This window comes from Candidatus Binatia bacterium (assembly GCA_036504975.1).
Taxonomy (GTDB): Bacteria; Desulfobacterota; Binatia; order UBA9968; family UBA9968; genus JAJPJQ01.
On sequence record DASXUF010000146.1, the window covers coordinates 24,616 to 45,144 of the forward strand.

At 57.3% G+C, this 20,529-nt stretch carries 26 protein-coding genes; 22 read left to right on the forward strand and 4 right to left on the reverse strand.

Annotated elements, in window-relative coordinates; genetic code table 11:
• The first annotated feature begins 328 nt into the window (after positions 1 to 328).
• From VGL70_18635 to VGL70_18685, 11 genes are all read left to right on the forward strand, one after another.
• Positions 329 to 1,609: an alkaline phosphatase D family protein gene (locus VGL70_18635; GenBank protein ID HEY3305545.1), complete on the forward strand. Its 1,281-nt coding sequence runs from the start codon at positions 329 to 331 to the stop codon at positions 1,607 to 1,609.
• Between the two features lie 55 nt (positions 1,610 to 1,664).
• Positions 1,665 to 2,366, forward strand: coding sequence for a hypothetical protein (locus tag VGL70_18640; protein ID HEY3305546.1), 702 nt, complete (start codon positions 1,665 to 1,667; stop codon positions 2,364 to 2,366).
• Between the two features lie 39 nt (positions 2,367 to 2,405).
• Positions 2,406 to 3,299, forward strand: coding sequence for a hypothetical protein (locus VGL70_18645; GenBank protein ID HEY3305547.1), 894 nt, complete (start codon positions 2,406 to 2,408; stop codon positions 3,297 to 3,299).
• A gap of 288 nt (positions 3,300 to 3,587) precedes the next feature.
• Positions 3,588 to 4,436 (forward strand): VOC family protein, encoded by an 849-nt coding sequence (locus VGL70_18650; protein ID HEY3305548.1) that lies wholly within the window; start codon positions 3,588 to 3,590, stop codon positions 4,434 to 4,436.
• Positions 4,436 to 5,470 (forward strand): alpha-hydroxy acid oxidase, encoded by a 1,035-nt coding sequence (locus tag VGL70_18655; GenBank protein HEY3305549.1) that lies wholly within the window; start codon positions 4,436 to 4,438, stop codon positions 5,468 to 5,470. The genes VGL70_18650 and VGL70_18655 overlap by 1 nt, the downstream gene beginning before the upstream one ends.
• Before the next feature lie 13 nt (positions 5,471 to 5,483).
• Positions 5,484 to 6,041, forward strand: a complete 558-nt coding sequence (locus tag VGL70_18660) for a LemA family protein (GenBank protein HEY3305550.1) — start codon at positions 5,484 to 5,486, stop codon at positions 6,039 to 6,041.
• 195 nt (positions 6,042 to 6,236) lie between these two features.
• Positions 6,237 to 7,223 (forward strand): M48 family metallopeptidase, encoded by a 987-nt coding sequence (locus VGL70_18665; protein ID HEY3305551.1) that lies wholly within the window; start codon positions 6,237 to 6,239, stop codon positions 7,221 to 7,223.
• A gap of 88 nt (positions 7,224 to 7,311) precedes the next feature.
• Positions 7,312 to 7,881 (forward strand): zf-TFIIB domain-containing protein, encoded by a 570-nt coding sequence (locus VGL70_18670; protein HEY3305552.1) that lies wholly within the window; start codon positions 7,312 to 7,314, stop codon positions 7,879 to 7,881.
• A gap of 329 nt (positions 7,882 to 8,210) precedes the next feature.
• Positions 8,211 to 8,834, forward strand: coding sequence for a MotA/TolQ/ExbB proton channel family protein (locus tag VGL70_18675; protein ID HEY3305553.1), 624 nt, complete (start codon positions 8,211 to 8,213; stop codon positions 8,832 to 8,834).
• A 1-nt stretch (position 8,835) separates the two neighbouring features.
• Positions 8,836 to 9,276 carry a biopolymer transporter ExbD gene (locus tag VGL70_18680; protein ID HEY3305554.1) on the forward strand — a complete coding sequence of 147 codons (441 nt, stop codon included), beginning with the start codon at positions 8,836 to 8,838 and terminating at the stop codon, positions 9,274 to 9,276.
• Positions 9,277 to 9,697: 421 nt separating this feature from the next.
• A complete protein-coding gene (locus VGL70_18685; protein ID HEY3305555.1) occupies positions 9,698 to 10,684 on the forward strand; it encodes an ABC transporter substrate-binding protein in 987 nt (328 codons plus the stop codon).
• On the opposite strand, the gene VGL70_18690 is transcribed toward VGL70_18685, so the two are convergent.
• On the reverse strand, positions 10,677 to 11,054 hold the full coding sequence (locus tag VGL70_18690; GenBank protein HEY3305556.1) for a type II toxin-antitoxin system PemK/MazF family toxin: 378 nt from the start codon (positions 11,052 to 11,054) through the stop codon (positions 10,677 to 10,679). The genes VGL70_18685 and VGL70_18690 overlap by 8 nt on opposite strands.
• Entirely contained in the window at positions 11,032 to 11,280 is a 249-nt protein-coding gene (locus tag VGL70_18695) for a hypothetical protein (GenBank protein HEY3305557.1), read from the reverse strand. The genes VGL70_18690 and VGL70_18695 overlap by 23 nt, the downstream gene beginning before the upstream one ends.
• 295 nt (positions 11,281 to 11,575) lie before the next feature.
• Between VGL70_18695 and VGL70_18700 the strand changes: the two genes are divergently transcribed.
• From VGL70_18700 to VGL70_18715, 4 genes are read left to right on the forward strand one after another with little or no spacing between them, the layout of a single operon-like run.
• A complete protein-coding gene (locus tag VGL70_18700; protein ID HEY3305558.1) occupies positions 11,576 to 12,256 on the forward strand; it encodes an ABC transporter substrate-binding protein in 681 nt (226 codons plus the stop codon).
• Entirely contained in the window at positions 12,253 to 13,305 is a 1,053-nt protein-coding gene (locus VGL70_18705) for an ABC transporter substrate-binding protein (GenBank protein ID HEY3305559.1), read from the forward strand. Before VGL70_18700 ends, VGL70_18705 begins: the two co-directional genes overlap by 4 nt.
• A gap of 53 nt (positions 13,306 to 13,358) precedes the next feature.
• Positions 13,359 to 14,342, forward strand: coding sequence for an ABC transporter substrate-binding protein (locus VGL70_18710; GenBank protein ID HEY3305560.1), 984 nt, complete (start codon positions 13,359 to 13,361; stop codon positions 14,340 to 14,342).
• Positions 14,343 to 14,385: 43 nt separating this feature from the next.
• On the forward strand, positions 14,386 to 15,459 hold the full coding sequence (locus VGL70_18715; protein ID HEY3305561.1) for an ABC transporter substrate-binding protein: 1,074 nt from the start codon (positions 14,386 to 14,388) through the stop codon (positions 15,457 to 15,459).
• Here VGL70_18715 and VGL70_18720 read toward each other — a convergent pair.
• On the reverse strand, positions 15,452 to 15,832 hold the full coding sequence (locus VGL70_18720) for a RidA family protein (protein ID HEY3305562.1): 381 nt from the start codon (positions 15,830 to 15,832) through the stop codon (positions 15,452 to 15,454). The two genes, VGL70_18715 and VGL70_18720, sit on opposite strands and share 8 nt — an antisense overlap.
• Positions 15,833 to 16,018: 186 nt before the next feature.
• Here VGL70_18720 and VGL70_18725 point away from each other — a divergent pair, with 186 nt between their 5' ends.
• The 4 genes from VGL70_18725 to VGL70_18740 all read left to right on the forward strand — a co-directional run bounded on the left by VGL70_18725 (position 16,019) and on the right by VGL70_18740 (position 17,833).
• Complete coding sequence (locus tag VGL70_18725) at positions 16,019 to 16,210, forward strand: hypothetical protein (protein ID HEY3305563.1); 192 nt, start codon at positions 16,019 to 16,021, stop codon at positions 16,208 to 16,210.
• Positions 16,211 to 16,327: 117 nt separating this feature from the next.
• The gene (locus VGL70_18730; GenBank protein ID HEY3305564.1) at positions 16,328 to 16,612 is read left to right on the forward strand and encodes an HNH endonuclease; all 285 of its coding nucleotides are present in this window, start codon (positions 16,328 to 16,330) and stop codon (positions 16,610 to 16,612) included.
• Positions 16,613 to 16,615: 3 nt separating this feature from the next.
• Entirely contained in the window at positions 16,616 to 17,188 is a 573-nt protein-coding gene (locus VGL70_18735) for an O-acetyl-ADP-ribose deacetylase (GenBank protein HEY3305565.1), read from the forward strand.
• A 195-nt stretch (positions 17,189 to 17,383) separates the two neighbouring features.
• Complete coding sequence (locus tag VGL70_18740) at positions 17,384 to 17,833, forward strand: hypothetical protein (GenBank protein ID HEY3305566.1); 450 nt, start codon at positions 17,384 to 17,386, stop codon at positions 17,831 to 17,833.
• 56 nt (positions 17,834 to 17,889) lie between these two features.
• Here the strand turns inward: VGL70_18740 and VGL70_18745 are convergent, their stop codons facing one another.
• Positions 17,890 to 18,912 (reverse strand): ABC transporter substrate-binding protein, encoded by a 1,023-nt coding sequence (locus VGL70_18745; GenBank protein ID HEY3305567.1) that lies wholly within the window; start codon positions 18,910 to 18,912, stop codon positions 17,890 to 17,892.
• 116 nt (positions 18,913 to 19,028) lie between these two features.
• Here VGL70_18745 and VGL70_18750 point away from each other — a divergent pair, with 116 nt between their 5' ends.
• The 3 genes from VGL70_18750 to VGL70_18760 all read left to right on the forward strand — a co-directional run bounded on the left by VGL70_18750 (position 19,029) and on the right by VGL70_18760 (position 20,460).
• On the forward strand, positions 19,029 to 19,676 hold the full coding sequence (locus VGL70_18750; protein ID HEY3305568.1) for an HAD-IA family hydrolase: 648 nt from the start codon (positions 19,029 to 19,031) through the stop codon (positions 19,674 to 19,676).
• A 34-nt stretch (positions 19,677 to 19,710) separates the two neighbouring features.
• Complete coding sequence (locus VGL70_18755; protein HEY3305569.1) at positions 19,711 to 20,106, forward strand: PPOX class F420-dependent oxidoreductase; 396 nt, start codon at positions 19,711 to 19,713, stop codon at positions 20,104 to 20,106.
• 204 nt (positions 20,107 to 20,310) lie between these two features.
• Positions 20,311 to 20,460, forward strand: coding sequence for a hypothetical protein (locus VGL70_18760; GenBank protein HEY3305570.1), 150 nt, complete (start codon positions 20,311 to 20,313; stop codon positions 20,458 to 20,460).
• Positions 20,461 to 20,529 lie beyond the last annotated feature (69 nt).

A 20,529-nucleotide genomic window follows, 5' to 3' on the forward strand; every position in this document is an offset into this window, starting at 1 on the left:
AACAGCCCGATTTTGGGCTTCCTATGCGCGTCTTCCAGAAGCAGTCCAGAGAGTGGCCAGACGAAACTTCAGCCTCCTCAAAGAAAATCCTAGACACCCATCGCTGCATTTTAAAAAGGTTGGCAAGCTTTGGTCCGCGAGGGCTGGGCCTCATCACCGTGCGCTAGCAGTGGAGGACGGAGCGGATTTCATCTGGGTTTGGATCGGTCCTCACGATGAGTACCAGCGAATCATCAAACAACAGGGCTGATCAAAGCGCTGACGCGCAAAAATCGTTACACGTCGTGAAGTTCCGATCCTGCCCAAGTTCAGAAAAGACGGAGACGGCATGAGACGCGCGGTTACTCGGCGGCAATTTCTAAAACTCGCGGGCGCCGCGTCCCTGGCGCTGGCGCACACGCACCGAGCAGACGCGGCGGCGGCTTCTCTTGCTTTCAGCCCTGCGGCGTTCGACGCAACCCAGGATTCCGTGCTGATTTGGGCGCGCGGCGACGGCGGCGCCCGCATACGGGTGGATTTCGGAGAAGAGGGTGCATCGCAGCTTACCGCCGGACCCGTTGCGGATTTGACCAGTGACACCGATTACTGCGCGACAATACCCCTGACTCATCTGGCACCGGGCAAGAGGTGGAGTTACCATATTATGGATGCAGCTTCGGGCAAACCTCTGTCCGAGCCTTGCCGCTTCAAGACCGCGCCGAGCAGCGCCGCGCCTTTTACCTTCGCCTTCAGCGCCGACATGGAAGACAGCTATCAACCGTTCAAGCTGTTCGACGTCATCGACAGCAAGCAGCCGGACTTCCTCTTGCTCCTGGGCGACCTCATCTATGCCGACCATCCGAAAAAGAGTTTTATTCCCTCGGTTGCTTATTATCGGATCAAACACGCCGCGAACCGGAAGGACCGGCATTTACAGAATTTCTTGTCCCGATACGCGACGTATGCCATTTGGGACGATCACGAGACGGAAAACAACGCCAATAGCCTGAACCCGAATATGGGAAAAGCCTTGCAAGTTTACAAAGAATACTGGCCGTGCAAAGCGGTGGACGCTAACGCACTGTACCGGCAGTTCGCGTGGGCGGGAGTCGATTTCTTTATTCTCGATACGCGGCGGTTTCGCAGCCGGCAAAAGATGCCCGAGGGCCCTGAGAAGACCATGCTCGGCGCAGCGCAGAAAAACTGGTTCAAGGAGAATCTCAAATCTTCGAAGGCGCCGTTCAAGTTCGTCGTTACATCGGTGCCGTTTCAGGGCGGGGGCGCGGATAGCTGGGGGTCTTACAAAACTGAACGCGACGAGATCGCGCGATTTATTCGCAGCGAAAAAATCGGCGGCGTTATTTTTCTCACCGGCGCCTACCATCTGGCGCGAGACTGGAGCAACGCCAAAACCGGACTGCGCGAGTTCATGGCCGGGCCGATCGCATCGTTCACTCATTATAAAAAGAATCCCGACGCCCGTGCGCGCTACGAAAAGGCCGGGACCTTTCATTACGGCGACGGCTACAACTTCGGCTTGTGGCGCGTCGATTCCGCCGCCGGCAAAGCTAGGCTGGACTTCATCGGCGCCGCCGGCCAGACGCTGTTTCAGACGGAAGTGACCGCGTAATCGACACGAGCTCCGCCTCAACGATCGAATTGAGGCGGTACTTGGAGGCCTCCAAATGTCAAACGAGACTGTAGCGAATAGTCAAATGACCGAGTCGGAAAGACTCGACCTCGAAAAGCGCCGCCTGGAATGTGAAAAACTGCGCGTGGAGATTGCGCAGGTATCCTATCCCTGGTGGAAACGCGCGGGATATATCGGAAGCCTTGTGCCGATCGTCATCGCATTGGTCGGGTTTCTTTCGGCGTTCGCCAGCGGCTATTTCGATACGGAGCGCAAAAATCTGAAGACAGAGATCGACGGCCTAACGCTCAAGAGGGATCAATTGGCGGCGGCGAATGAGGAGATCCAGAAAAAGATCGACGACTCGTATCTCAAACTAAAGCTCGCAAGCAGCGAGGCCCGATACGCTCTCAGTCTCATCAGCAGTATGGCGATTCGGAAGGAAATGGTCGCCAACATAGAATCCTCGCTCGCGGCAATGTCGCCTAAAACGGCCGAGCCGGTGCGGGAGGTGCTGGGCATGTATGGTCTCGCTAACGAGCTAGTGAAGACGACGGAAAAAGATCTGGAAGAGTTGGAAAAAAATCTCCGCGCGATCCCGGCGTCGAAATGGGTGGTGGAATTAAAAGCTACGCTCAAGGGAATGTTCCTTCCGGGCAAGGCCTTGTTAGAAGCGCCGGACGGCAGATTTTATGATCCGTACGAGCGCCGGTATTACGATAAGGACGAATTTTCCAAGAGAAAAGCTGGCAAGTAATCGACCTCACGCTTAACTTTACGCCGAGAGGTAACGGCCATGAGTCGCGTCGCTACATTCGTAATTACGGTATCGGCATGTCTATGGGTGTTCTCTTCGATAGCGGTAGCGCAGGAGTACGAGATCCGGTTGTCGGGCCAAGCCAAGACAGGCGAGAAGTACAAATTATCGACGACGGTCAGCTACGCAGAAAAGAGCACCCTATTCTCCGACGGCTCACCGGTAAAAGACAAAAAAGAAGAGTTTACACTCGAGCTCGTCTCGTCCGTCATCGTCCTTGAAACTAGCGAACGTGGAAAATTGAGAAAGAGCGCCATCGTGATCGAGAAATGCGTCATGACGACCGGCGGTCGAATCGAGTCACTGATCACTCCCGGACTCGTCGTCATGGCCGCGCGGGAAGGAAAACAGACCGTGTATAAGATAAAAGACGCGCCGGTCGATGCGAGGACCGCAAAGGCGCTCCGCATGTCGATATCGTTTTATGCCGGCGAATACAGCGACGACGATATATTTGGAACGCGCGAAAAAAAGGGGGTAGGCGACACCTGGCCCGTCAACGCCGCTATGTTCGCAGACGCGATGAACGAAGTGTTTGCCGTATCGATCAAACACGAGGATATATCCGGGACCATGAACTTAGAGCAGGTAGTCAAGGATAGACTACACGACTACTTCCTTATCAAAGGATGGCTCGATATAGCGAAGTTTGCGGTTCCGTTGCCGCAAGCATTTAGGTTAGATGAGGGACAACTAAAAGTCGCCTTCTCGGGTAAATATCCAATCGATCACGTTCGCGGCCTTTGGGAAGCTTCGCAGATCGCGAACATGTCGTTTACTGCGATCCGCCCTTCCGATTCGAAACTGGCGCAAATGAAGTTGGAAGGGGCCGTGGCAGTCAGCCGGATCTCGCACATTGAACGATTGGAATAAAAAGCCTGCATATCGCCTTTGGCAGTTCCCGACTATGGATCTGCTGTTGTTGTCCGCAGCTGTTGGAGGAGCTAACGCCGGATCCACATGCCGACGTTTTATATTTGTGCGACACGACCATCTGTCCGGTCTGCGGAGCGAAATTTGCCATCGTGCCGGCACTCAAAGCCCAGCGGGACGCAAGCTAATTCCGCATCCCGACTGAACTTTTACGCCGTTCTCGGTTTGACACTCCGACTCTCTCGCAGTAAATTTCGATTAGCTGAAGCCGGACGGAAGGAGAGAGCGATGCTGCGATCGATCGGGTTGACCCAGACGCACATGGAGTGTCGGAATCTGAAAGACAGCGTGCCGGTGCTGACCGATTTGCTCGCGTTCGAAAGACTGAGCGAGCGGCCGGGCCAGGTGACGCTAAAGCACCCCAACACGGCGTGGCTGCTGACGGTCCACGAAGCGCCGGATGCGCCGGCGAAGCAGATGCACAATCATTGGGGCGTGCGCGTCAACACGACAGAGGAGGTGGACGCGGCGTACGAGTATCTCACGGCGAACAAAGACAAATACAAGATCGATCAGATCGGGAAGCCGACGTACAATCACGGCTCTTACTCGCTCTATTTTCTCGAGCCCGGCACGAACGGCTGGGAGATCGAATGCTACGCCGAGGCGCTGCGCAACGAAGCGTGGAAGACGAGAGTCGGCGGCGTGCGCGCGCCGCACTGGGACCAGCCGATGCCGCAGGAGCGCTTTCCGGGAAGGGGATATGTGCCGCAGGGATTTACGCACGGAACTCTCGCCACAGGCGACATGAAAAGATCCTGGGAGTTTTACGATAAAGCGCTGGGGTTGGAAGTTCATCAGGCCACCCCCAACGTGGTTTACGTGAAGCATCCCAAGACCAAGCCGTACGTCGTCTGCGCCATGCGCCAGGACTGGAAAACCTTTTCGCCAAATTTCCGCTTCACTATCACTCTGGAGTCCAAAGACGCCGTCGATGAAGCGCACCGCGCGTTCGCCGCGTCCGGCAAAGATATCGGCGTCACCAAGCTCGGCGACGTAACGCGCGACGACGCGCGCGCGGCTTTTCTCCTCTCCGATCCCGACCGCAACTGGTGGGAGATCGCCTCGCCCAATTGATGGCGCCGCCGGAAAAACAGCTCAAGGAGATGGGTCTCCGCGAGATCCGCGCGCTCGCGCGAACGCGAATGCCCGCCGAAGCCTGGAATCATTTCATCGGCGCCGCCGAAAGCGGAGCGACGCTCAGGAGAAACCAGAAAGCGCTCGGCCGTTTTCTCTTCCGCCAGAAAATTTTCCACGACATCACCAACCCCGACACTGCCATCGATCTTTTTGGCCGCAAGCTGCCGATTCCGGCGGCGATTGCGCCGGTCGGAAGCTTCAGCCTCATCAGCGACGACGCCGAGCGCCAGGTGGCCGAGGCCGCGGGCCATAGCGGCGTCATGATGTTCGTCAGCCACGCGGCCAAACCCACCGTGCGCGATTGGTCGCAATTTACTTCGGCGCCGCTCGTTTTCATGGGCTATTTGAGCCGGGGCAGGGAAGCCGTTCTGGATCAAGCCAAACAAGCGGAAGATCTCGGCTTCGCGGCGGTCGGCATCACCATGGACGTGGTTCAGCCCGTCAAGCTCGGCGACCGGGTTCCGCTCTCGACGAAGGACGGCAAGCCGCGACGCGGGCAGAGCGCTTCAACCACGGACATCGAGTGGCTCAAGAAAAACGTCTCTCTCCCCGTCGTGATCAAAGGCATCATGGGGGCAGGCGACGCGCGCGCCGCCGTGAACGCGGGAGCGGACGCGCTGATCGTATCGAATCACGGCGGCCGGATTCTCGATTTCAATCGCGCCGCGATCGAGGTGCTGCCTGAAGTGCTCGACGCCGTGGGAAAAGAAGTCGCCGTCCTGCTCGACAGCGGAATTCGCAGCGGCGGCGACGTCGTGAAAGCAATTGCGCTCGGGGCCAAGGCGGTCCTCATCGGCCGGCCGATCGGTTGGGGCGTCGGCGCGGCGGGCGCCGAAGGCGTCGAGCGCGTGATCGACGTGCTTTCGGAAGAAATCCGCCGCGTCCTCATCATGACCGGCACGCCCTCGATCCGCGACGTGAGCCAGAGCATTCTAATCCATGAGCAAGCCGCCGGGGGAATCCTGTCCTAAGAAGGGAGCAGCTATGGAGTGGGTCGTCCTGGGAATTCTCATCCTCGCCGTCTTCTGGGTCATCTGGACGTATAATTTTCTCGTCGGTCTACGCCACCGCATTCAGAACGCGTGGAAGCAGATCGACGTGCAGCTCAAGCGCCGGCACGATCTGATTCCCAACCTCGTCGAGTCGGTGAAGGGCTACATGAAATACGAGCAGCAGACGCTGGAGAAGGTGATGGAGGCGAGAAGCAAGGCGGTGGGATCGACCGGCGTCAAGGAGAGCGCCGCGGCGGAGAACGCGCTCACGCAATCGCTGGGAAAAATCTTCGCCCTGATGGAGAACTATCCGGACTTGAAGGCCAACGACAACGTGCTCAAGTTGCAGGAAGAGCTGACCACGACGGAAAACCAGATCGCCTTCGCGCGCCAGTATTACAACGACCTCGTGATGCGCTTCAATATGAAGCAGGAGGTTTTCCCGGCGAGCCTGGTGGCGGCCTTCTTCAACTTCAAGCCGGGCGAATTTTTCGCCGTGCCGGAAGGCGAGAAGGCCACGCCGCGCGTGGATCTGTCGCTGCCGGCATAGTATGTTTTTGAAACAGCCTCCGTTCACCCTTCGACCCTTCGAGGGGCCTCAGGGCTGGCCCCCTCGACAGCCTTTAGTCCCGAGCCTGTCGAGGGGTCAGGGCGAACGGATCAATATTGAAATGCTACGAGAAGATCCGTTCATGCTGAGCCTCGTCGAAGCATGAGGAAGACTTTTTCAGCGACCCGCTAGCCAATGGCGTTCTCGGAAGATTTTTTCGAGCGCCAGGCCCATAACCGCCGGACCAGTATCTTCATCGTCGTCGTCTTCTTTCTCTTTTTTCTTTTCATCGGATTCTCGGTCGATCGGCTCTATCTCGACGTCGTCACACCGGGCGGTCTTGTGCTGCCCGTCGCCACGGTCGCGGCTCTGGTACTCGCCACGGGCATCTCGCTCATGTCTTATTATCACGGCGGCGAGCTGATTCTGCGCTCGCTTGGTGCGGAGGGCCTGGATCTGCAATTGCCCGAGCATCGCGAGCTACGGAACATCGTGACGGAGATGGCGCTCGCGTCGGGATCTCCCATGCCGAAAATCCATGTGATCTTCGATCCCGCGCCGAATGCTTTCGCCACCGGCAGGGACGAGCTTCACGCCTCGATCTGCGTCACGACCGGCCTGCTCGCGATCCTCGACCGCGAGGAAACTCAAGGCGTGATCGCGCACGAGCTGGCGCACATCCGCAATCGCGACACGCTGCTCATGGTGCTGGTGAGCGTTCTCTTGGGCGGCATCGTGCTGCTTTCCGATTGGGCGCAGAGGACTTTTTATAGCTCGCGGACGCGCAATCGTCTCGCCAGCGGGAGCGCGCTGCTGGCGATACCAGCGCTGCTCTTGATCGTTTTGTCGCCGCTGATGTCGCGGCTGCTCGCGATGGCGGTGTCGCGCCAGAGGGAGTATCTGGCCGACGCCGGCGCGGCCGAGTGCACGCGCAACCCGCGCGGACTAGCGCGGGCGCTGGAGAAGATCCGCGACGCCGCGCTGCCGTTCAGCCGCGCGAGCCGCGGCACGGCGCATTTATTCTTTGTCAGCCCGCTCAAGCGGAGCGTGAACGAGCGCGAGGGAAGGTTCGCCGATCTCCTCAGCACGCATCCCCCGATCAACCGGCGGATCATGCTGCTGAATGCGATGGCGGGTGCGCAGAACCCTCACCCTTCCCTCTCCCTAAAAGGGCGAGGGTGAAGGATGAGAGCTGAAAGAGCACTTTCCTCTCCCTGGAAGGGAGAGGATTAAGGTGAGGGTCGAAGGGTAAAATATTGAAGCGATGAGTATGATTCGTTGTCCCGCGTGTAAGACCGAGATGAAACAGGTCTCGGCGCGGGCCAATCCGGGAACGCTGATCCTGTTGGACCAGTGCGGGCAGTGCGGGGGCATCTGGTGCGACAAGTGGGAGCTGTTCCCGATCGCTCCCGAAGAAGCGCCGCGCGTCGAGCTACTCGATGACGCCCTGCTCAAAAGTCCGGTCGCGCTCGCGGCCGAGCCTCCCTACTGTCCGCGCTGCACGGAGCGTCTACAGTTTTTTCACGATCCGCTGCTGCCGCGGGAAATCCAACTCCAGCGCTGCCGGAGGTGCGAGGGGATCTGGCTCAACCGCGGGCAGTTCAGCCGCTATAAAGATTTTCAGCGGAAAACACGGCTTGAGAAGATGCCGGACGAAGAGCGCCTCCGGCAACTGACGAGCCGCGCCCAGGATCCGCGCGCCTGGGTCGCGACGGGCACGCAAGGCATTTTCGCCTACTCGCAGCCGCTTCCGGAGACCGACGACTTGGGTTCCAATATGCGCCGCGGAGTTTTCTGGCTGATTTTGCAAACGCTCCTACGCCTAGCGCTCGGTTTTTGACCGGGCGTGAAAGCGCCCACGACCGTCAGCCCGCCCGGGGGTCTCTCTCCGGGCCGATGCGATACGTCCGAGTAACGCGGCACGAGAGTGCTAAGAAAAATTCTCAAGTACGCTTGTTGCACCTCGTCCTACGCATCGGCCCTTCGAGAAACCCCCGGGCGGGCGGTTATGATGGTTGTGCTCGGTGCGCGTCGCGTCAACCTATTGAGAAGGGTACGCTTCCACATGTTTCAGCTTTCATCGTTTCCGTTTTCATCTTTGTAACGCGCGGCTATTGACCATTTTCTCCTCGCTCGTTACTCTTGGGTACTCTATCAAAGAGAGCCGGCATGCAACAGGAACTTAACTTCCTCGAGATCATCCAGCGCGGAGCGCTCACCACTTACCCGCTGATTATTTTATCCATCGTCAGCGTGGCCGTTATCCTCGAACGGCTCTGGACGCTGCGCAACGCCGGCGCCGCGACCCAGACGCTTGCAAACTCCATCCTGGATTCGGTCAAGCATGGGCGGAAAGATCTGGCGATGGCGCTGTGCAGGCAAAATAATCAATCGGCGGCGTCCCGCGTATTTCTCGCGATCCTCGCGCTCTCCGGCGGCGAGAGCCTGGAGAAGTCGGCCGCTTTCATGAACGAGGCGATGTTCGAAGAGACGCAGAAGATGAAAAAGAACCTGTGGGTTCTGGGGACGGTCGCGAGCAGCGCGCCTTTCATCGGTCTCTTGGGCACGGTCATCGGCATCATCAAGTCGTTCGAAAACATGGCCATCGTCGGCACCGGCGGTTTCACCGTGGTCGCGGCGGGAATCTCGGAAGCGCTCGTGGCGACGGCGCTGGGTCTCGGCATCGCCATCATCGCCCTGATCTTCTACAACTATTTCCAGGTGCGCATCGGCAACATCAGCGGCCTCGTGCGCATCCAGGCGATGAAGCTTCTGCAAAGCGTGGTGTCCTGACATGGCGTTCGGTCAACTGGATCAAGATCAAGGCCCCGACCACATCGTCGCCGAGATCAACATCACGCCGCTGACGGATATCTTCCTCGTCCTGCTGATCATCTTCATGATCACGAGCTCCGCGATCATCGAGTCCGGCGGCAAGGTGAATCTTCCCGAGGTGGCAAAAACCGAAACCGCGCCGCGCGGCATTATAGTGACGCTGACGCCGGAGCGGGAGATCTACCTCAACCAGAAAAAAGTGACGGCGGATGAGCTAGAGCCCGCCCTCATAGCCATATTGAGCGGCAGCCCCGATCGAGTCGTTATTCTGAGGGGAGACCGAAACGTTCTCCTGGGCGAGGCGATGTGGGTGATGTCGGTCATCAAGAAGGCCGGCGCTTCGGAAATCGCCGTGGCGGCGCAGGGGAAGGCGGTAAAACCCGGCGCAAAAAGTAAGTAGCTTCAAACCGTCGCCACCAGATCGATCTCGATCAGCGCTCCTCTCGGAAGCGCCCGCCGGGCTTTAGTTCGTCCTCATCTAACTTGTAAATCAGTAGAGCATTTTTGCTACGCGGAAGTAGCAGAAACGCGACTCTTCGCCTTATAAACGCGTACCGGTCAAACCACGCTGCAAAGATTCTGTCGTGTTTTAAGTATCCTACACTGTCTCGGCCGCCATCGGAGGATTGGCACGGCGCTTGCGGATTCGATTGTAGAAATTGATTGACAGGGCATTAGGGACCGTGAAATAAGAGGGAAATTTTAATGTTGACATTGGCCGGCCGATCGTGGTTCGGCAGCATCTGTGAGTTGTAATTCCTTGGCCCGACCGGCTCGCTCCCGGCCGGGCTTTTTTGTTTTTTGCAGCAGAGAAGAAGGCGATGAGCAGCAGAACCGTTGCGTTGGCGGTGGGAGCGATAATTCTGGCCCTTGTCCATCTCGCCGAAGCGCAGCAGCCGGGTAAGATTCCGCGGATCGGATTTTTGTCGGGAAGGAGTCAGCCTACCTCCACCGCCCCCGACCCGACCGCTGATATATTGCGGCAAGGGTTGCGAGATCTCGGTTATCTCGAGGGGAAAAACATCCTGATTGAGTATCGCTACGCTGCGGGAATGCAGGACCGATGGTCAAGCCTTGTGGCCGAACTCGTGCAACTCAGGGTCGATGTCATTGTCTCACCAGTTGGAGCGGCGATCCGCGCGGCCAAGGAAGCGACCAAGACGATTCCCATTGTCATGATGATTACCGGAGATCCAGTCGCGACGGGGCTAATCGATAGCTTGGCGCGGCCGGGCGGAAATGTCACGGGGCTTAGTAGACTCACCGTAGACTTAAGCGGCAAGCGGTTGGAGTTGCTTAAGGACGTGGTTCCGAGAGTGTCACGCGTCGGAGTCCTTTGGGATCCGACCGGGCGTGCAAGTCCTAAAGACTATGAGGCGGCGGCGCGTGCTTTAAAGATAGAGCTTCAGTCCCTGGAAGTACGGGGCCCCAACCCTGATTTCGAGGGCGCGTTCGGAGCTGCGACCAAGGGCCGCGTGAGCGGGCTCGTTACGGTGAGGACTGGCGTGCTGCTAGTTTACCGAAAGCAGATTGCGGACCTTGCCATAAAGAACCGGCTGCCTTCAATGTGCGAGGCAAGTGAAGAGGTGGAGGCTGGCGGCCTCATGTCGTATTCGGCCGACGATGCCGAGAGTTACCGGCGCGCCGCCACTTACGTCGACAAAATCCTCAAGGGCGCGAAGCCTGCCGACCTTCCCGTCGAGCAGCCGACGAAGTTCGAGCTGGTGGTCAATCTTAAGACCGCGAAGCAGATCGGAATCACGATTCCGCCGAACGTGCTCGCGAGAGCCGATAAGGTGATCAAGTGAGAAAAGAAGGACCGGAAGCGGGGTCAGGGAAACGCAAGAGTATTCTTGAGCGCGCGTTCGACGTTAGTGAGGAGCGCTGGTGACAGACACTTCCGAGCCGCCTGACGAGGCGGCGCTTGTCGAGAGCTTTGACCTGTTCGGTCACGGCCTTGGACGCGAACGTGAGACGCGCAACGCCCTTGGGGATAACCGTGTGACTGGGCGAGAGGTGGGCCGTGTTCTTGGTCAGTGGGACGACGACCACGAGTTGGCTGAAATGGTTGATACTATCATTAGAGAGAACGATTACCGGCCGGGTCTTCTTGATCTCGACGCCGATGGTTGGGTCGAGATTAGCAACGACGACATCACCCCGCTTTACGTTGACCACCGGCTTCCTCCATCTCCAAGATCTCCCAGGCCTCTTCGTCGCTCAATTGCCACTCGCTCAGCAGGTCGCGTTCCTCTTTTGCCTCGCGATTCGAGCGCTGGGCATAGTAGGTCGCGTAGTCGCGCTCCAATTGTTTCCGTGAAATGGAGTCGAGGAAGGATGTGAGCATGTTGGTAATGACACGGCTGCGCCGCTTTTTCGGAATGAGGGCATCGGCCCGCTTCACCAGATCTCGGGGAAGTGAAACGCTCACGACTTGGTACTGTCCTCGACTGCTCGGCATGTCGGTTTCCCCTGTTCGTTATGGTCTGTCTGTAATAAGAATATTCCATAGCCAAATCACTGTCAATCTCAAGACGGCGAAGCAGATCGGTCTCACGATACCGCCGAACGTGCTAGCGAGAGCGGATAAAGTGATTAAGTAAAATAATGGCAAGGAGCAAAGAGCAAGGAGCATGGAGCGCAAGCACTAGAGATGAGGAAGAAAGCAGAAAACTAATTCGCATTGGATTGAGGGATTCATGAATAAGAAATTCATTCACTTTGCTCTTTGCGCTTTCCTCTTCGCGCTTTTCTCTGTCGCCGACGCCCAGCAGACCAGCCTTGCTAAGCCCGGTGGAAATATCACTGGTTCTACCGAGATTTCTCCGGACTTAGGCGGGAAACGGCTGGAGTTGCTCAAGGAAGTTGTTCCTAAGGCAACAAGGGTGGCTGTTGTTTGGTATTCTCCAGCGGGCTTAAGCAGCGACGAGGAAGAATTGAGACAGATGGAGTCCGCGGCACGTCAGTTCAGCGTGACAGTGCTACCGGTAGGAGTAAGTGAGCCTAACGAGTTACTGGGCGCCTATGCCACCATCACTAATCACAAAGCGAACGCGGTCATGATTCTTCGAAACACCCTTACAATTATCAATCGAAAACAGCTCGCACAGCTTTCAATCAAGAGTCGATTGCCGTCGATGTGCGAGGGACAGGATTTTGCCCAAGACGGTTGTCTGATCGCCTACGGACCGGATCTGCTACACCACTGGCGCCGCGCGGCAGTTTTCGTAGATAAGATCCTGAAAGGCGCCAAGCCGGCGGATCTGCCCGTCGAGCAGCCGACGGAGTTCGAGCTGGTGATCAATCTCAAGACCGCCAAGCAGATCGGTCTCACCATTCCGCCTAATGTGCTGGCGAGAGCGGACAAGGTGATCAAGTGAAAAAATTTTGGATCCTTCGACTTTGCTCAGGACCGGTTTTAGATTTTGGATTTTCGATTGGAAGATCTAAGAACAAGAAAGCTTTTGGTCTTGCCTCAGCGGCTTTGCTCTTGGCTCTTAGCTTACCTGCCGACGCGCAGCAGCCGAAGAAGATCCCAGTGATAGGTTTTCTGAATCCAGGATCCAATCCTTCCACCGACGGACGCATTGCGGCGCTCCGACTAGGATTACGCGACCTCGGCTACTTTGAAGGCAAAGACATTGTGATTGAGCGTCGTTACGCGGAGGGAAGGGTGGAGCGACTATCAACGATGGCGCGCGACCTCGTCCGCCTCAAGGTTGACGTTATCGTTGCGATCGGTACGCCATCGGTCGAGGCTGCTAAGGACGCGACGCAGACGATCCCGATCATTCTATCGAGCGGCGATCCTGTTGGATCGGGTCATGTCGCTAGTCTGGCTCGGCCCGGAGGGAACATCACCGGGCTCACCAACCTTACTCCGGAACTGGCGGGAAAACGACTTGAGCTGCTGAAGGAGGCAGTTCCTCGACTCTCACAGGTAGCCGTCGTTTGGAATCCAGACAGCCCAGCCGCCGACTTGAGGATGAAAGAGGCGGAGGTTGCAGCCCGGTCGCTACGTCTGCAGCTTCACTCTGCGGGAGTCCGAAGTCCAAACGATTTAGAGCCCGCGTTCTTAGCCATGAAGAAAGAACGTGCTGGGGCTCTCATCACGCTACGGGCCCCCCTCATCGTTAATCAATCAAAACGGATTTTGGACCTTGCCGCCAAGAACCGTCTGCCGGCGATGTACGATGATAGATCAACCGTGGAGGCCGGCGGCCTCATGAGCTATGGAGCGAATCAGGCTGATCTGGATCGGCGGGCTGCGTACTTTGTGGACAAAATACTGAAAGGCGCCAAGCCGGGAGAGCTGCCAATAGAGCAGCCGACCAAGTTCGAGCTGGTGATCAATCTCAAAGCGGCGAAGCAGATCGGCCTCACGATTCCGCAGTCGGTTCTGTATCGGGCTGACAAGGTGATCAAATGACAGCGAGCAGTAAGCAGCTGGCAGTTAGCAGTAAAAGCACGGGAGCAAAACGCATGAGCAGAAGAATCTTTGTTTTTGTTTGCCTGCTGCCCGCTGTCCTTCTGCCTGCTGATTCCGGGGCGCAGCAGGCGAAGAAGGTTGCACGGATTGGTTATTTGTCACGCAGTTCTGAATCCGGCAATTTACCTCGCATCGCGGCATTCCGCCAGGGGTTGCGCGATCTCGGCTATATTGAGGGACAAAATTTCGTCGTCGAATATCGATACGCGGAGGGAAAGTCCGATAGACTCCCGGCTCTCGCAGTCGATCTGCTCCGGCTCAAGGTTGATGTAATTGTCGCCCCAGGCACGGGACCGGTCAGTGCCGCCAGGCGGGCGACCAGAACGATACCCATCGTTATGGTGAATGCCGCCGATCCCGTTGGCAATGGGTTCGTCGCCAGCCTTGCGCGCCCTGGCGGGAACATTACCGGCTTGTCCACCCTTGCCCCTGACCTAAGTGGAAAACGGCTGGAGCTTCTCAAGGAAGCCGTTCCCACGACCTCTCGCATGGCCGTCCTCTGGAACCCGGTGGTTCCGCAGAGATCCATCGAGGTCAAAGAGACAGAGGTCGCGGCGCACAGCTTAGGCGTCCAGCTTCAATCCGTCGAGGCGAGAGCAGCCGGCGATTTGCAGCCCGCATTCTCAGCTATGATCGAAGGACGCGCTAATGCCCTTATCGTACTAGGTGACGGCATGTTCAATGCGCATCGGACGCGGATTTTGGAGCTCGCAGTCAAGAGCCGCCTCCCGGCAATGTATAACGAGGAAGAGTACGTACTTGCTGGCGGCCTCATGGTCTATGCGCCGAGCACTAACGATTTAGCGCGGCGCGCCGCCACTTACGTCGACAAGATTCTCAAAGGTACCAAGCCTGCGGACCTTCCAGTCGAGCAGCCGACGAAGTTTGAGCTGATCATCAATCTGAAAGCGGCGAAGCAGATCGGGCTTACGATACCGCCCAACGTGCTGGCGCGGGCGGACAAGGTCATTAAATAATTTTCGATTTTAGATTGCCGATTTTGGATTGAGGAGAAGAAGAATGGAGAGAACAATTTGGACCGGTCCTCTGTCTGGCCCCAATCTAAAATCGAAAACCTGTCCTGAGCCACGCCGAAGGATCCAAAATCGAAAATGGCCGGGGCTTTTGGCAATCGTCGTCGCGCTCACGTTGTGCGGGGCGAGGGCTGACGCGCAGCAGACGGGAAAAATCGTCCGCATTGGTCTCCTGGATAATAGCACTGCTTCCGGTATGGCGGTTCTCTTGGACGCGTTCCGACAGGAACTGAACAAGCTTGGCTGGATTGAGGGAAAGAATTTTACTATCGAGTACCGGTTTGCCGAGGGAAAGCCTGAGCGCGCGCCTGAGCTTGCGGCGGAGCTGGTTCGTCTTAAGGTTGATCTAATCGTGGCCACGGCAGGACCGCCGGCGTTAGTGGCCAAGAGCGCCACCACTACCATCCCCATCGTGATGGCGAGCTCCGCCGATCCTGTGGGTGAAGGGCTGGTTGCCAGTCTGGCGCAGCCGGGCGGCAATGTCACAGGGATGTCGGGTTTAGCAGTCGAGCTGAATACGAAAAGGCTGGAGATACTCAAGGACGCAGTCCCCAAGATTGCCCGAGTTGGGCTTCTGCGGACGCCGTTAGGAAGCATAGCAGGAAACCTCCAAGTAAAAGAGGTTGAGGCTGCGGCTCTGGCACTGAAGCTAAAATTGGAGGTGATAAAGACTGAACCCGACGCCAAAGGTCTTGAGAGCGCTTTTCAAACCGCAAAGCAGAAACAGGTTGGCGCGATTATGACGACCGCCGGTCCCCGATTTTTCGCCGAAAGAAGGCGGATCGTCGAGCTTGCCACAAAATACCGGTTGCCTGCTATTTACTTCCAGAAGCCGTTTGTCGATGAGGGCGGTCTCATGTCCTACGGGGTGGACAACACTGACCTCTTTCGGCGCGCGGCTGTTTACGTGGACAAAATCCTGAAAGGTGCCAAACCCGCTGATTTACCGGTGCAGCAGGCAACGAAATTTGAATTCGTCATTAACCTCAAGGCGGCCAAACAAATCGGTCTGACAATTCCAGGCCGCGTGCTCGAGCGGGCGGATAAAGTGATCAAGTAAGCGCGACCAGATCGATCTCGATCAGCGCTCCTCGCGGAAGCTCGGCGACGGCGACCGTCGAGCGGGCGGGCTTGGAGGCGGCGAAATATTTCGCGTAAACTTCGTTCATCGCCGGAAAATCCGCCATATTTTTTAAAAACACGGTCGCTTTGACGACGCGGTCCATCGACGAGCCCGCCGCTTCGAGAACCGCTTTGAGATTTTCCAGCACCTGGCGCGTCTGCTCGGCGATCCCGCCTTCGACGAAGTTGCCGGTTTGCGGATCGATCGGGATCTGGCCGGCGGTGAAGACAAGGCCGTCGATCTTTATCGCCTGCTCGTAAGGGCCGATCGCCTTCGGCGCCGCATCGGTCTTGATCGGTTGTCGCTGCATCTCTTCCTCCTGAGCAACTTTTACGCCCAGAACGTACCTTAGAGTGCGTCATGTGGCAAATGAGGACGACGAACTGGAGTATTGGAGTACTGGAGTCATGGAGTCCTGGCTTTCGATCAACACTCCAATACTCCATCGCTCCAACGCTCCATTTCCTTATCCTGCTATGCTAGTCTTTGGGTGTCCATGACGCTGCTGACCGCGCACAAGATTCTGATCTCGACGGCCGTGGTCTTCTTTTTCGGCTTCGGGCTATGGGAGATGCGAAATTATCTCGACGCGGCCGACTCCTGGGCGGCGTTCCGCGGCGCTCTTTACCTTCTCGTCTCCGTCGGCTTCTTGATTTACCTTGCGACGTTGAAGAAATGGATAAAGTAATCCGGCCTGTGAAACGAATGAGTCGCGCTTCGACAAGCTCAGCACGAACGAAAGTTCACGTAAATTCGTGAACCGTTCATCCTGAGCTAGTCGAAGGATGAGCAAAATTAAAGTAAGATGACCGTAGGGCCGCCTTTTTACGTCGCCGTCAGCGACGAGGAGATCCGGCGCGAGCGGCGCAAGGCGCGCGAGCTGCGCTCCAGCCAATGGTGGAAGCGGCGGTGCGCGGCCGGCGGTTGCCATTACTGCGGCAACAAATTTCCGCCGCGCGCGCTGACGATGGACCACATCGTGCCGATCATCCGCGGCGGCAAGAGCAGCAAGGGCAACGTCGTGGCGGTCTGCAAGGAATGCAACAACAGGAAAAAGCACAGCCTGGTATGGGAAAAGGATGAAAGCTGAAAAATGAAAGCTGAAACAGGTCAGAAAGAGCTGAAGAGATTCCTGAACGGGCGGGTGGTGGTGAAGGTCGGCGACATAACGAAAGAGGACGTGGATGCGATCGTCAACGCGGCGAACGGCTCGCTCATGGGCGGCGGTGGAGTCGATGGAGCGATTCACCGCGCCGGCGGCCTGGCCATTAAAGAACAATGCGGAGAGATCCGCCGAACACGGTTTCCCGATGGCTTGCCCACGGGACAGGCGGTTCTGACGACCGCGGGGAAAATGACGGCGCGGCACGTGATTCACACGGTCGGTCCGGTTTATGGCGGCGGCGGAAAGGAGAAGGCGGCGCTGCTCGCGGCCTGCTATCGCAACTCTCTCGCCCTGGCCGCGAAAGAGGGGATAGGCACGATCGCCTTTCCCGCAATCTCCACGGGAATTTATGGCTATCCGTTTCAGGAAGCCGCCCAGGTTTCCTCCCGAACGATAGAAGAGTCTCTCAAAAATTATTCTTCGCTTCGGGAAGTGCGGTTGGTTTTTTTCAGCCGTGGCGACGCAGAAATATTTTTATCGAGCCAGGTCTTTACGTCTTAGAGAAGAAGAAGATGATGGTTTAGACCCATTCTCTATGATACTATGATTCCATGGAGTCTTCAGATGCTTTTAAGCTTAATAAAGAGGCATACTCGGTAACGCCCCTTTCCGCGCCCTCAGACGACAGGATACACTGGTTATCCATGTCGCCGTATGAACGCTTGCTGGCTGTCGAAATGCTGCGCCGGCTCAATTATGGCGAACGTCAATCTACCGCCCGACTTCAAAGAGTTCTTGAAATTACTCAACGCGAGGCAGGTTGAGTACCTGCTCATCGGCGGATACGCGGTCTCTTATCACGGATACCCGCGCGCCACGGGCGACATGGACATTTGGATCGCCACTCACTTAGAAAACACGAATAGAATCGTCGCGGTGTTGAAGGAGTTCGGCTTCGGCCAGGCCGACCTCACGACTGAAATTTTTCAGCAGAAAGATAAGATCATTCGTATGGGAGTGCCGCCCGTGCGTATTGAAATTGCAACCGGCATATCCGGGGTCGAGTTCGGCGAATGCTATGGGTCGCGCGTGGTTGACGTGCTGGACGGGATCGAGGTCCATATCATCGACCTGCCGCACCTTAAAATCAATAAAAAGGCCGCTGGGAGGCACAAAGACCTCGACGACCTGGAGAATCTCCCGTAGAAAGTTTCCCGATCAGCCGGCTGACTTTATCGACTCTTTGCATCCCGGCTCAGTTTTTACTTCCCGGACAAGCTCTTGATGAATCCCGAGTCTTCCAGTTCTTTGATGAACCGCGTGTCGATGTAATCCTTCACGTTCGCCTGGGAGGCCTTGGGATTGGTCGCGGCCAGGTCCTGCAAGATCAACTGATAGCCCTCGACCGGTGGATAGGGCGCGTCGGGAATATAGCGCGTGTGCCACTGCCAGGTTTCTTCCTGCGCCTTGCGGTCCTCCAGGCGCGAATATTTCTGCGAGATCTTGATCGCTTCTTCTTTGCGCGTTTTGTAAAAATGAATCGCTTCCACGTACGCCCGCATGTACCGGCGCACGGTGTCGGGACGCTCGCGGATGAGCCGCGTCGAAGTGTAGACGCCGTTTTGCGGAAACGGGATCTGCAGCGCGGCCATATCGACCACGGTGGGAAATCCCAGCTTCTCCGCCATCGCTTTGCCCGGCTCGGTCACGACGGTGAAATTGACGATTCCTTTTTGCAGCGCGATCATGCGATCGAGCGAGCCGCCGATCACGCGCATCGTCACGTCCTTCTGCGGGTCCAGGCCCAATCTTTTCAATCCGACGCGGAGCGCGAACTCGGCGGTCGTGCCGGCGATGTGGTTGCCGCCGATCTTGCCTTTCAATTCCTCGGGCTTTTTGATGCTCGGCTGGGCGACGAGATAATACGGCAAGACGTTGACGTTGCCCGCGATCGCGACCACGTCGCCTCCCGCGAGCCGCGCGCTGGTCAAGCCGGGCCCTCCGCCCTCGCCGATCGGAATCTCGCCGGCGAGAATCGCCTGGATGCCGCGCACGCTGCCGGAAATGAAAATCACGGTCGCGTCGAGGCCGTGCTTCTCGAACAGGCGCGCGTCTTTGGCGACCCAGATGATCGACGAAGAGCCGGGCGAGACGGAGATGTAAGAGCTGTTGATTTTTTCCGCGGCGGCGGCCAAGCACGGCACAAGAAGCAAGACAAGTCCGAAGCCGAGCGCCCAGCCGAAAACTGGACGCGGCGCGATCCCGACGGATTTGTTTTTGCGCATAGATCCTCCTTGCCGGGCGGAGATGTTAGCACTTCGACCGGCCGGAGAAAACAAAAACTTCGCGATTTGACAGCCGGCGGCCGCGCGTCTATCTTGATTTTTCCGACGCCGCCGTTATGAAAAGAGAAGTGCAGCTGCTCATGTTCGACCTGGACGGGACGCTGGCCGATACCGGACGGGATCTGGCGAATTCGGTAAACCACGTCCGGTCCACGCTCGGCCTGGAGCCGCTCGACGAAGCGGTCGTTTACGGTCGTGTCGGGCACGGGGCCGAACATTTGCTGCGCCGCTCGCTGCCGGGTGAATATGCGGATCGGTTCGCGGAAATTCTTAATCGATTTTTGAAACATTACGAGGAACACCTGCTCGACACGACCGTGCTTTATCCGCACGTGAATGAAATCCTCGACGAGTTCGCCGGGAAGAAAAAGGTCGTGGTCACGAACAAGCTCCACTACCTTTCGGTCGCGATCTTAAGGGGCCTGAAGATCGACGCGCATTTCGACGCCGTCATCGGCGGCGACAGCGGGTGGAACAAGAAGCCCGATCCGAGCTGCCTGAACCATATCCTGGGCGAGTTCAAAGTCGCGCCCGAGAAGGCGGTGATCGTCGGCGACGGCCGCACCGACATCGAGGCCGGCAAAGCCGCCGGCATTCATACCTGCGGCGTTACCTATGGATTGTGCGGCAAAGAGGAGCTGATTGCGGCGCAGCCGGATTTTCTGATCGATGATTTGCGCGAATTGACGGATCATATTTCTTGACGCGGCAAGGGCGGCTCTTGCCCAAGGAGGATGTATGGCGACGATTCCGGAAAAATATCGCGATCTCTTGAACAAGCAAACGTTCGCGCATCTCGGAACCCTGATGCCGGACGGCAGCCCGCAGGTCACGCCCGTCTGGGTCGACTATGACGGCAAGCACATCCGCGTGAACACCGCCAAGGGGCGCGTGAAGGACAAAAATATGCGCCGCAATAAAAAAGTAGCGCTCTCCATCACCGACCCCGAGAATCCCTATCGGCATCTCGCGGTGCGCGGCGAAGTGGAAGAAATAACCGAGCAGGGCGCCGACGCGCACATCGACTCGCTGGCGAAAAAATATCTCGGCAAGGACAAATATCCCTTTCGCCAGCCGGGCGAGGTCCGGGTGATCTACAAGATCCGGCCGGAAAAAGTCGCGACGATGGGCTAGTTTTTCGCTTCGCGAGGAATCGTTCGACTCAGCTCACGACAGGTCTCAAATCTTGGTTCGACCCTTCGATCAAACTCAGGGTCCTGAGCAGGTCGAAGGACAAAGCTCACCACCCTGAGGGAACTCGAAGGGCACATCTCAGATCTCAGGTTGGGCGCCGGCGATTTCTTGCGCTCGCAGGCAAAACTCGTTATCGTTGGCGGCATGACGGAAGAAGATTTCTTCAAGAAGGTCGGAATCTACTCCCGCTATCTCATGCAGTTTATCAACGAGGGGGACATTCCGAAGGTCCTCGACGCGATCAAGGACTTGGAAAAATTCCGCCAGCAGGCGGAGACGGAAAAGATAGAATAGCCTTTTGAGCAGCCGCTCGCGTCCCTGGCCGGCTATACTTCCTTCCGAGCGCCACGCCATTTTTTTATC